The sequence below is a fragment of the Pelosinus fermentans DSM 17108 genome (assembly GCF_000271485.2).
Classification (GTDB): Bacteria; Bacillota; Negativicutes; order DSM-13327; family DSM-13327; genus Pelosinus; species Pelosinus fermentans.
In genome coordinates, this window is sequence record NZ_AKVN02000001.1 from 2814494 (window position 1) to 2826869 (window position 12376).

General features: G+C 39.9%; 11 protein-coding genes. 6 read left to right on the plus strand and 5 right to left on the minus strand.

Annotation, left to right across the window (positions count from 1 at the left end; translation table 11 throughout):
* Positions 1-208 precede the first annotated feature (208 nt).
* The 5 genes from FR7_RS13030 to FR7_RS13050 all read left to right on the plus strand — a co-directional run bounded on the left by FR7_RS13030 (position 209) and on the right by FR7_RS13050 (position 7543).
* Complete coding sequence (locus FR7_RS13030) at positions 209-2848, plus strand: bifunctional diguanylate cyclase/phosphodiesterase (RefSeq protein ID WP_007935016.1); 2640 nt, start codon at positions 209-211, stop codon at positions 2846-2848.
* A 195-nt stretch (positions 2849-3043) separates the two neighbouring features.
* Positions 3044-3928: a LysR family transcriptional regulator gene (locus FR7_RS13035; RefSeq protein ID WP_007935017.1), complete on the plus strand. Its 885-nt coding sequence runs from the start codon at positions 3044-3046 to the stop codon at positions 3926-3928.
* Between the two features lie 73 nt (positions 3929-4001).
* Positions 4002-4937 carry a DMT family transporter gene (locus FR7_RS13040; RefSeq protein ID WP_255348794.1) on the plus strand — a complete coding sequence of 312 codons (936 nt, stop codon included), beginning with the start codon at positions 4002-4004 and terminating at the stop codon, positions 4935-4937.
* A 129-nt stretch (positions 4938-5066) separates the two neighbouring features.
* On the plus strand, positions 5067-6956 hold the full coding sequence (locus FR7_RS13045; RefSeq protein ID WP_007935019.1) for a thiamine pyrophosphate-dependent enzyme: 1890 nt from the start codon (positions 5067-5069) through the stop codon (positions 6954-6956).
* Positions 6956-7543, plus strand: a complete 588-nt coding sequence (locus FR7_RS13050; protein ID WP_007935020.1) for a 2-oxoacid:acceptor oxidoreductase family protein — start codon at positions 6956-6958, stop codon at positions 7541-7543. Before FR7_RS13045 ends, FR7_RS13050 begins: the two co-directional genes overlap by 1 nt.
* Positions 7544-7616: 73 nt before the next feature.
* Here the strand turns inward: FR7_RS13050 and FR7_RS24045 are convergent, their stop codons facing one another.
* The 5 genes from FR7_RS24045 to FR7_RS13070 all read right to left on the minus strand — a co-directional run bounded on the left by FR7_RS24045 (position 7617) and on the right by FR7_RS13070 (position 11627).
* Entirely contained in the window at positions 7617-7874 is a 258-nt protein-coding gene (locus tag FR7_RS24045; protein ID WP_237714857.1) for a nitrogenase component 1, read from the minus strand.
* A complete protein-coding gene (locus FR7_RS24050; protein ID WP_007935022.1) occupies positions 7760-8263 on the minus strand; it encodes a nitrogenase component 1 in 504 nt (167 codons plus the stop codon). Before FR7_RS24050 ends, FR7_RS24045 begins: the two co-directional genes overlap by 115 nt.
* A 26-nt stretch (positions 8264-8289) precedes the next feature.
* Positions 8290-8520, minus strand: a complete 231-nt coding sequence (locus FR7_RS24055) for a hypothetical protein (protein ID WP_007935025.1) — start codon at positions 8518-8520, stop codon at positions 8290-8292.
* A gap of 310 nt (positions 8521-8830) precedes the next feature.
* The gene (deoB, locus tag FR7_RS13065; protein ID WP_007935027.1) at positions 8831-10015 is read right to left on the minus strand and encodes a phosphopentomutase; all 1185 of its coding nucleotides are present in this window, start codon (positions 10013-10015) and stop codon (positions 8831-8833) included.
* Positions 10016-10178: 163 nt separating this feature from the next.
* Positions 10179-11627, minus strand: a complete 1449-nt coding sequence (locus FR7_RS13070) for an amino acid permease (protein ID WP_007935029.1) — start codon at positions 11625-11627, stop codon at positions 10179-10181.
* 222 nt (positions 11628-11849) lie between these two features.
* Here FR7_RS13070 and FR7_RS13075 point away from each other — a divergent pair, with 222 nt between their 5' ends.
* A complete protein-coding gene (locus tag FR7_RS13075; protein WP_007935031.1) occupies positions 11850-12305 on the plus strand; it encodes an aminoacyl-tRNA deacylase in 456 nt (151 codons plus the stop codon).
* The last annotated feature ends 71 nt before the right edge of the window (positions 12306-12376 follow it).

The following is a 12376-nucleotide window of genomic DNA, read 5'->3' on the forward strand; positions in this document are numbered from 1 at the left end:
GCACTGCTAGGTTTACGAAATATCTATATTTTTTACAAATTAAGTAATTTCCAGAAGGAGTTCATCTATAAAATGTGTAATATTTAATAGTATTGGGTCTTAATTGATGAAATAAATATACGTTTCAAATCAATATTCATATAATTCTGAAATATGATTTAACAATAAAATCCATAGTTTTACATACTGCTACTTAAGGAGCTAATGCATGAAGGCACAGACGCTACAGCACCAAATTAAATTATGGACAGTTTTGCTTATTGTTGTTCCAAGCTTACTGATCATGACGATTTATACGGTTGGTCAAATTTCACTAGCTAAACAACAAAATCTAGAATTAATTGAGCAGCGAGTACATGCTCAAAAGCGATTAATTGATTACTGGCTGGAAGAGAGAACTGAAAATATTCGTGACCTAAGCCGGACAGAAGCTTTTCGAACTTTAGACGAGTCACAAATGGAACGTGCTCTATACTTTAAGCAGCAGCTTGATAATTATTTTGATTCATTTTCATACATTGATAAAAAAGGTTTTTTTAAAATTTCTACTTTCACTTTAGAGCAGCGCAATTCTCCTGCAACCGACAATCCCTATTTTGAAGCGGCGAAGGCAAGAAAATCATATGTATCAAATGTAGTTATTGACCCGAATAGTGGTCAGCCCATAATTAATATTTCTTCCCCGATCTATGATTATAATGGAGATTTCCAAGGGCTAATACTTGGATCAATCAAAATCGTAACATTAGAAAAACTCTTACGTGAGAATTGGATTGGTCAAACAGGAGAAATCTTTTTGATTAACCGAGAAGGCACCATGCTTACCGATCCACGACACCTTAATTTGCAAGTAGACAAAGACATGGCCAGAGATGCAGCGAAAACGAATTTTAAACTCACAGAAAATACCTTTCGCTCTATAGCACCTGGCGAGTCAAGTACAACAACTTGGATTGATTATTTAGGAAATAAGGTTCTAGGTGCTTACTTAGACGTACCTGAACGAGGCTGGACGCTAATCGGCAAGATCAACGAAGACGAGGTTCTATCCCCTATTTATAAACAACTGGCAATGATGGCTAGTGCTACAGTCATGTTAATATTACTAATTCTCCCCCTGGCTAAGAAGATAACCAATCAGATTAAATTACCCATTGACTGGTTGATTCAGCAATCGAATCAAGTAGCAACTGAGAACTATCAACTAGTTGCTCAATATAACGCCTCAAAAAATATGCCCTATGAATTAGACATCTTATGCGAAACATTCTTCAATATGAGTCACAAAATAAAAAACACCGTGAGGCTGCTGAAAAAAAATGAAGCGAAACTAGGAAATCATATGCTGGAAATACAAGAAATTAATGCTACCCTGGAAGAAGAAATGATGGAACGGCAAGCAGCCCAAGCTGCACTCGTTAATCTAAACACTGACCTGGAAAACAAAATTAATGAGCGAACACAAGATTTACAAGATATGAATGCAGCTCTCGAAGAAGAAATCATGGAGCGTCAAGCAGCCCAAGAAGCTTTGAATGAAAAAAACCAAGTCATCAAGAACATTGCTTATTCTGATAGTCTCACCGGCTTACCCAACCGCGCACTTTTAAACAAGCGTCTAAAGAAAGAAATGGAAAGAACTCGCTGTGGTGAATCAGTTGGCGCTGTCTTGTTCATTGATTTAGACGATTTAAAAATGGTAAACGATACTTTTGGCCATACATATGGTGATGCCCTAATCACCATGGCCGGAAAACGGATCGTGGAAACCGTTAGTGATCATGGTTTTGTTGGCCGCATTGGCGGAGATGAATTCATGGTTATTTTATCTGGTGAACATGATCGTAAAAATATCATTCATAGCGCTGACATGATTGTTGAAGCTTTCAATCAGGATATGGAAGCCCTTGGAATTCGCTTTCATACATCTGCCAGCGTTGGCATTGCTGTATATCCTGCTGATGGAGACACAACAGAGGAAATTTTCAAAAATGCAGACAACGCGATGTATGCAGCCAAAAAAGCAGGGAAAAACTGTTGGCGCTTCTACGAAACAACAATGCAAATAGAAGCCTATGACAAAATCCTGCTCATCAATAGTTTGCGTCATGCAATCGAGAATCAAGAGCTATCATTGCATTATCAGCCACAGGTAGACATGAACGGCTGCACGGTAGGATTTGAAGCACTACTTCGGTGGAATAGCCCAGAACATGGTGCAATATCACCAGCCCGCTTTATTCCCCTAGCTGAGCAAAACGGTCTCATACAAAAAATCGGAAATTGGGTTCTCAAAGAAGCAAGTCATTTCGCACGTAGATTAGTCGATAAAGGATGGGGGCATATTCATGTTGCCGTTAATGTATCTCCCTACCAATTATGTGCCGATGACTTTATCGATGTAGTAAGAGAAGCACTCGTTAACGCAGGGATTGAACCTAACCAGCTGGAAATTGAAATAACTGAAAATGCATTAATCGAATCATTAGAAGATAGTACTCATATTCTTGAAAAAATTCAAGCAATGGGAATACGTTTGTCCCTGGATGATTTCGGTACCGGCTACTCTTCCCTAACCTATCTTCAGCGCTTACCAGTAAAGACCTTAAAAATTGATAAAGCTTTCATCGATATGATATTAACGAATAAAGCACAAAAAGCCATTATTCGAACGATCATAGACATGGCTCACATTATGAAGATGAACGTGATTGCTGAAGGTGTAGAAACCCAAATACAAATTGCATATTTAGCAAAATGTCATTGCGATCTTTTGCAAGGATATATAATCAGCCCTCCAGTACCAGAAGTTGAAGCGATCGATTTTCTGTCTTACTGTAAACAATAAAAAAAGCTGCCCTCTTGTGATTACTTCAATTATGAAATAAACAAGGGGCAGTTTTTTACTATACAATAGTAGAGATATTTAATCAATTTGCGCAATGAGGAAACGTTTCGGCAGTTATAAGAGATAATTTTAATTGTTCAATTTAATAGACTTTAGTATAATCATTGATATAAACAATGATTGGGCGTGAGGATAATGGAGCTTCGGCATTTAGAATATTTTATGGCCATGTATCAAGAACTTCATTTTACAAAAGCAGCTGAAAAATTAAATATTTCTCAACCTACTTTAAGTCAGCAAATTCGTATTTTAGAAAGTGAAGTAGGCTCTCCCCTCTTCGATCGAATTGGCAAAAAGGTTTTCGTTACCAAAGCGGGTGATATTCTCTATCATCATTGCCTGCAAATTTTTGGAGAATTAAAACAAGCACACACTGCGATTGAAGAATTAGAAGGATTAAAGCGAGGTCATCTTGTTGTTGGCTGTTCTGGAAGTCATGTGCTAATCTCTTCTGTTGTAAAATTTCATACCCGCTACCCTGGTGTCAAAATATCCATTGTGCAACTATCAACAGAAGAAATAAAAGATCAATTACTAACAAATGAATTGGATATTGGCATTGCCTTTCTTCCCTTAGATGATCTTCTACTACAAAACCTTCATCTCTATACCGAAGAATTGTGTATTGCAGTGCACAAAGACAATCCACTTGCCAAGAACTCAAACATAGCTTTGGAAGTACTAAAATCCATCCCCATTGTTTTACTCCCTCCAAAATATATCATCAGACAATTTATTGATCAAGCTACAGAAAAACTCGGTTTTCTATTCAATCCTATGATAGAAATAATGCCTTTTGAGCATTTATTAGAAATTGTAGGCCGTGATATTGCAGTAACAATTCTTCCTCGTTCTTATATTAATAGTTTTGGAAATGACAATATAATCTCCATTCCCATTGATGACCCTCACATGAAAAAATCCATGGGCGTTATCTATCGAAAAGACATCATTATTCCTGCAGCCACGGATAGATTTATAGAAGAATTAATACTTGGATTCAGGAATTTCCATTTCTAACAAATTCCAAAATGCCTCTTCCCCTTTCAGCAAAGCTATGATAAGATAAACAAATATTTATTTTTTGCAGAGGATGACGATATTGAAAAACATAACAAACAACCGCCGCATATACCTGCTACTGATCCTAGTTGTGATTCTCTGGGGGGTTAATGTGGTATCTATCAAGTATCTCACTCACTTTTTTCCACCATTAGCATTAGCTCCAATACGCTTATTTCTGGCAAGCGCCCTACTACTGCCCCTTGCGTGGCGACAACATGGCTATAAGAAACTATCGAGCAGAGAATGGATTCCTATTGTTGGTGTTTCAATGTTCTGTATTTTTCTTCATCAAATAGCGCTCACCACAGGATTGACCGCTACCAGCGGAATACACGGGGTTCTTATCCTGGGACTCAATCCTTTATTCACAACTATGTTTGCTAGCTTGCTGTTAAAAGAAAAATTTACCTGGGCAAAGGGAATTGCAATACTATTCGGATTCAGCGGTTTACTATTAGTTGTTTCCGGCAGCTCACAAGGCGATTCTACCCTGCTTGGCGACGGAATTATGTTTATTGCAACCATCACCTTTGTCATAGGATCTTTATTGGTGAAAAAAGCTACTTTGTTTGTCCCTCCCTTAATCGTTACCGCCTATAGTCACAGCTTAGCCGCCATTGGTTTACTGTTCTTGGGTCTCTTTGTAAATCCGATATGGAACTATCCTAGTGCTTACGACTTCTGGCCGATTGCAGTTTTACTATTTTCCAGTTTCTTTAGTACGGCATTAGGAGCATTATGGTGGAATACAGCAATACAGCAAGTAGGTGCTTCTACATCCTCCCTCTTCCAAAATGGCTCCCCTATAATAGGAGTACTTGCATCAGCTATTTTCCTGGGAGAACAGCTATATTGGTATCACTTTGTGGCTCTTTTACTTGTAATCTTAGGAGTCAGCTTAGGCACAGGAGCCATTCGTATTCCAGCCCGTTTACTACTGTTAGGCAGCAAACTTCGCCATTAAGAAAATATGTCACTAGAAAGAAGAGCTTACGCTATCGCGGTTAGCCCTTCTTTTTTATTTATTATTGCCCGAGTTAATTTTCTAGCATGCTGCAGTCATTAATTTTATAATATACATAGAGGTGATGGAATGAAAAAACTAGGTGATTTTCTTATTTCGCCAGATGGAAGTACCGAGATTGTCATGGGTAATACGGCTATCGTCCGTGGAATGATTGAATCAGGTGTTAGAGTTGTCACATCCTATCCTGGATCCCCCACACCAGAAATTGCTGCAGCCATAACAGCAATTCCCAAAGACAAAAACCCTCTTTATTTTGAGTTTTCCACCAATGAAAAGGTCGCTACAGAAGTTGCCTTTGGTGCTTCTATCAATGGGCATCTATCAACCGTCTTTTTCAAAAGTGTAGGACTAAACGTCGCTGCGGACACCTTTGTTCAGTTAGGACATATGGAGATAATCGGCGGCATGGTGATTATACTAGGTGACGACCCAGGAGCTAATTCATCGCAAAACGAACAAGATAATCGTCATTACGCCCGCCTTGCCTATGTTCCTATGTTAGAACCATCAACCCCCACTGAATCCTATACTATGTTTAAAAAAGCCGCTCAACTATCCATAGAGCGTTGTATGCCAGTGATTCTAAGAATGACTACCCATGTCTGTCACGCAAAAGAAAAAGTTACCTTTTCCTCGTGGACGCCCTTGCCCCTTGATCATTCATCCCGCTTTAATGTAGACAATGGTCCCTACATACCATTAACTACAAAGCTGGTCCTGCCTTTAAAACGGCGAGCCTTAGAAAAATTAGCTCAATTTGCTGCCGATGCAGACACCTCCTCTCTAAACACTGTTATTAACAATAATAACCCTCTTTATGGAATCATAACTATGGGAGCACCCTTTCAATCCTTACAAGATGTATTAGAGGAAGCAGCGCTAAAGCCCGATATCCTAAAACTAGGTATCATTCATCCTCTGCCGAAGCAGCTAGTTGCCGATTTTCTTCGCCAGCACAAGGAAGTCAAAATCGTAGAAGAATTGGATGACTTTATCGAACAGCAAGTGAAGGCACTCGCCTATGATATGGATATCTCTACGAAAATAATCGGGAAACAGGACTATGAAGAATGGCTGAATGAATATACTCCTGAAAAAGTATATACAATTCTTCAAAAAGTATGGCCTCACTTACTCCCGAATAAAAAGCCGCCTACCCCTCTTTTGCACTGGTCCCCCAGGCCAGCACAGCTATGCCCAGGGTGCGGGCATCGTTCCGCATTTCATGCTATCAAGCAGGCTCTTGATCCAAATGATATTACGGTTGCTGATATCGGCTGCCACACCCTTGGTATTATGGAACCTTATAATATGGGGCAAGTACTATTGTGCATGGGGCATAGCAGTGGTACTGCTGCCGGTCTTTCCCTCTTTAATAACAGCCGTAAGGTAGTTGCATTCCTGGGAGATTCCACCTTCTTTCACGCTGGTTTACCGGGAATTATTAATGCAGTTTTTAATCATCATAACTTCACTCTGATTCTCTTGGACAACGGAACTACCGCTATGACTGGTCACCAGAGTCATCCTGGTGTCGGTTACAATGTTAATGGTTCAACAGAAAAAATCCCAATACGACGTGTATTAGACGGTATTGGGATTACGAATATTCGTGAAATCGATGCCTATGCACAAGGGCAGTTAACAGAAGCAGTCAAAGCAGCCCTTACTGAAAAAGGATTTAAAGTAATCATAGCCAAACACCCCTGCATGCTAAAAGCAATGAGAGAGCGTAGTGCCGCAGGGAAACCACTGCCTCCCTCTGTAGAAATTACAACCGACTGCAATCAAAACTATACCTGTGTGAGTACTTTCGCATGTCCGACTTTTCAGCGTAACGAAGACGGAAGTATCATTGTCCATAAGGATCTCTGTATTGGTGACGGTTCCTGCAAACAAACCTGTCCCACAAAGGCCATCCTTCATAAACGTCCAAAAAAGGAGGACAATAGCTGATGCCTGACATAAAGATGGATATATATATTATTGGAGTCGGCGGACAAGGCATTGGCCTATTGAGTGAAGTAATAATCAGAGCCGCTGACTATGCCGGATTTCCGGTGCGCGGAACCGATACCCATGGTCTTGCCCAACGCGGCGGTACCGTATCATCCTGTGTTCGTATCGGCTCACATGCTCATTCTTCTCTTATTCAGACAGGATGTGCTGATATGGTTATTGCATTGGAAAAAACTGAAGCCTTACGCGGTCTTTACTCCCATCTAAGAGATGGTGGAACACTGATATATTACGATACCCAGTGGCAGCCTCTGCTGGTCAGACTGAAAAAAGAATGTCTTTTAAAATCAGAAGATATCAGCGCTGTATGTCAATGCCGCAACATACTGGAATACCAGATAGCACCTACAAAATTAAGTAACCCTAAAATGCAAAACATTGCCCTTCTTGCTAGTATTGCAAAACACAGTAAAATTCCTGGTATAACCCCACTCCACTATGAATTAGCCCTCAATGATCTTCTGGAAGGAAATAAACTAGAGAACAATCTCTCCCTTTTCCGCTCCCTAATAGCAGCATTATGAAAAAATCGGCTTGCAGTACCCCAAAAGGGTGCTGCAAGCCGATTACATGCAGTTATTCTTCTCTTGATTTGTATTAAGCACTGGCTCCTACTGTGGTAGTATAAATTTTCTCTAACAAGGTAAGAGCACCTCGATATCCCACATAAGATCTTGAAAGCACTACTTCATAGGATGCAGGAAATCCAACTTCTATAATCGCTCCCTTTAATTCTTTTGCTAAATCTCGTTCCCACGTTGTACCAAATATTTTTCCTCTAAATGTTTCGCTGTCTGAAGACCTAGCCAAGGTGAGAGTACTAGATTGAATTGGGCTTTGGGAATGTCCTTCCATTCTGTCACGCCCTTGGATTCCTGTCCAAAAAGTATATTGACGTTAAGACCAATCCCCTCTAATATCCGCTTAATCTCAGTGAGGTCACCACGCCAAAATGTATTGTGGTAAGGAAGCAGGGACCAAACGTTTACAGAACCTTGCTTCTTTGGACCATCATAATCCCCTACATATTGATCAATGATGGCTCTCGTCACCAGCTCATGCCCCGTAAAATTGTTTCCTTTAAATCCCCCTGTTTCCGCATAAACAATCGAAATACCTTGATCCTGAAATTCTCGAACGATAGAACCCACATCATCGCCAACTAAATCAGAAATACAACCAGTTAGTACAACAAATAAATCTGCATCGAGAATTTTGATCGAGGCTTTGATGAGTTCACGCAACCGATTTCCCCCTCAAAACACCACATCTAATTCTCTAGAATTTGTGCTGGGTACGACTGCACCGCCTCCATATCCGCCCCCTGAAAACCATTATAGAAAGCAAGATTCATAAACTGTTTGTCTGCACATCCAGGACCACAATGAGCAATCGGAATCACTCCTGGAATAGCAGAAGCACTATGCATGGCTGCTATAGCGCAAACATAGCGAATTTGTTGAATCGAATTCGTTTTATGTGAAACTTCAAGATTAGACATATGAATGTTCCTCCTTATTGCCTGGTTTGCTTTCCTTTGCCAAAACAAAAGGATCTTTCTGATCCAGCCACCATATGACTTCCTCCTATTTATTTGCTCTTTTAGCAAGTTGACCGATACAGTTTTTATAATTACCATCATGATTCCTATAGTAACAAAAAGAGGCGAAACTTCTTTTGGTCAGTTCCACTAGAAAATCAATATGCATTTAAATTATTATACTTAATATAATCTTACCGTAAAAAAATGTCAATAGTTTATTTTAACCTTTGCTGCAAAAGCTACTTGATGGTTTGTAATTGATCTATTATTATTTTAAATCTTGTAAAAAACTAGTACCGTATTCCGGCATTTTCACCTGAAAATTCTCTGCAATGGTTGCACCAACATCTGCAAAAGATGTTCGTAGAGGCAGTTCCTTGCCCTTAGCAAAACGAGGAGAATACGCAAGCAAGGGCACGTACTCCCGCGTGTGATCAGTGCCATGATAGGTCGGATCATTCCCATGATCGGCGGTAATAATCAACAAATCTGCATTTGTCATCTTCGCAAAAACTTCTGGTAAACGAGCGTCATACTCTTCTAATGCTTTGCCATATCCTTTAGGATCACGGCGATGTCCGAAAGAAGCATCAAAATCCACTAAATTTAAAAAACTAATTCCAGTAAACTCTTTGCCCAAAATCTCAATCCACTTATCCATACCATCCATATTAGATACGGTATGAATCGATTCTGTAACTCCCTCACCATTATAAATGTCAGATATCTTTCCCAGGGCAATCACATCAAAGTCTGCATCCTTCAACTCATTCATCACAGTCCGGCCAAAAGGCTTTAATGCATAATCATGACGATTAGCAGTACGAGTAAAATTACCTGGCTCTCCCACAAATGGACGAGCAATGATACGCCCTAACTTATAAGGTTCTTCTAGAGTAATTTCTCTGCAAAATGCACAAATCTCATACAATTCCTTCACTGGAATAATATCTTCATGTGCGGCAATTTGCAGCACGGAATCAGCAGACGTATAAACAATAAGCGCCCCTGTTTTCACATGCTCCTCACCTAGCTCCTGAATGATTTGAGTTCCGCTTGCAGGCTTATTGGCAATGACTTTCCGTCCTGTTTTTTCTTCAATTTGGCGAATCAATTCATCAGGGAAGCCATTGGGAAATACACGAAAGGGTTTGGCGGTATAAAGTCCCATGAGTTCCCAATGTCCCGCCATGGTATCCTTTCCTTTTGATAATTCCTGCATTTTTGTATAATAAGCAAGTGAATGATCTACAGGTTCAATGCCTTGAATGTTCCTAATATTAGAAAGACCGAGTTTACCCATATTTGGCATATCAAGACCTTCGCATGCTTTAGCAATATGCCCTAAAGTATCTACATTAACATCACCAAAATCTGCTGCATCAGGCGCTTCTCCAATACCAACAGAGTCCATCACAACTAAATGAATTCGTTTAAAACTTGTTGTAAGCATATTTTCCTCCTGATCATATATTCTCTAAGATCATTCATATCATGATGAAAGTAAAACATATAATAGTACTATTCATATATTTATCAGAATATAAAACCTTCAACATATTATCTAAAAATTCCTCCTTTTTTTGACAAGGCAGCAACCATCGACTGCACGTAAACTATGAAATATCATTTTTATCCTTTCCCTCTTTTGCTTTTTGCAGCTCTTCCTGTTCAATCCCCAGCTCTCTTGCCGCTTCAAACTGCAAACGATTAACGAAAGGTCTTTTTTCTGCTAACCTTTTCTGGTACATACTTTGACCTGCATAAATTCCAGAGAATAAAACAACTAATAGTACTCCTGCTAACAGGCCAGCCCCTTGTCCAGGAACTAAGGGCATACTAGAGATAACCAGAAGAATGCTGATGAATGCCAGCCAAGAAGTAATCGGATATCCTGGGAGCTGACATTTTCCTTCAGGTGGGCAATCATTGCCTCTTCGCAATTTATGATGAGTGGCAACAATTACTGCATAGGAAAAGAGCAATGCGAAACCACCGGAACTGACTAAAAAAAGATATACTTGCTGAGGCAGCATAAAGCCAAGCCCAAGCCCTGCAAGCATCGCAACCCCAGAGAAGAGGATTCCACGATATGGTACATTGCCCTCATCCTTGATCCATGAGGGAGCATGGCCTTCATCGGCTAATGAACGAATCATCCGACCTAGCCCAAACATAGCAGCTAACATAGTAGAAAGTATGGCTGTCACCAATACAATTCCAATTGCATTTCCTGCCCAGCCCAAGTTCCATCTGAGTAAAGCTAAAGCCATAGGGCTTTCCTCAGCCGTCAAAACATTCGTTGGCACTAAGGGGAGTAATACAAGAATGGCAACGACATACAATCCCACTAATCCGAAGACCGTATATGTGATGGCTCGCGGCACAACCCTAACGGGATCAGTCGTTTCTGATGCCGCCAAGCCAATAATCTCGAAACCAGCATATGTAAACATCACAATGAGCATACTTCCAGCAATGCCCCATATACCCGTCGGAAACAACGGTTCATTTGCTATTGCTCCCAACCCTATAGGTTCAATTCCTGGCATAAAGCCGCCAATCAAAGCCACTCCCAATGTAATAAAACCAATGATAGCAAATAGTTTGACTGCTGCTAACCCACTCTCCAGCTTACTAAGCTGATTGGCTCCTAATAAGTTGAGCAGTGATACCCCGATAATGATGACAGCCCCTAATAACGGCAGAGAAATATTAGGAAGCCATCTACGCAAGATGATCGATACAGCAGTAGCTTCGCTGGACATAGCTAAGACCAAACCGCTCCAATATACCCAGCCAACAACAAACCCTGCTCCAGGACCAAATGCTTTTTGCGCAAAAGTTCGAAAAGAGCCAGGTGCCGGATCAGCTACTGTCATTTCAGATAAAGCAAACAGTATAACATAAACAATGGCACCTCCCAATAGATAAGAGATAATAATTCCTGGTCCCGCTGTACGAATTGCTACTGCAGATCCTAAGAAAAATGATCCCCCAATCACAGTTCCAAGTGCCATCATGGCTAATTGCCAAGCTGATAATCCATTTTCTCTTTTTTCCAAATTCAGACCTCCTAATTCGTAAAGAACATATCACATTATCAGTATCTCCCTCACCCATTTAAGTTATGAACTTTATATGAAAAATTTCATAATCAAAATAACTCTTATGGTGGCGAGCAATATATTCATACTAAAATGAAATAGTATGATAAATTTTTCAACTTCTTGTGATTCTTATGAGTCATAATCAATATAATAATAGAAAAACATAGGAGGTGCTTTATGGATATTGTCAAAAACATATTAGAAGCCAGTCACTTTGCTCATGAATTCATTTATCACAATCAACCTCTGCTTACTGCTCAGGAAGGTGCTGATTACTTTAAAATTGACACTGGTCAAACTGCACCTACCCTAATTATTAAAACGGATAATAATTTTTTTGCCCTTATTATTTCAGGTAGTTCCAGACGTATTAAATTAGAAGAACTCTCTTTTCTTTTAGGCTGTAAAAAAACTAGGATGGCAAACCGGGAAGAAGTTAAAGAACAAACAGGTTTCGATGCAGGGAATCTTCCGCTGATCGGCATACCACTCCCCCACATTTTAGATAAACAGCTGTTTTCCTATCCTTGCGTCTATGGCGGTTCGGGCCAATTAAATCGAACCCTGAAAATTACACCTCTTGCCTTAACAAAACTGAATACGGTGATTGCAATTACAACCGTGTTCAGATAAATAATCACCTCTGTGGTGATTCCATCGAAACAAAAAACTACTCACATTTTTTTAACATGAGTAGTTTTTGT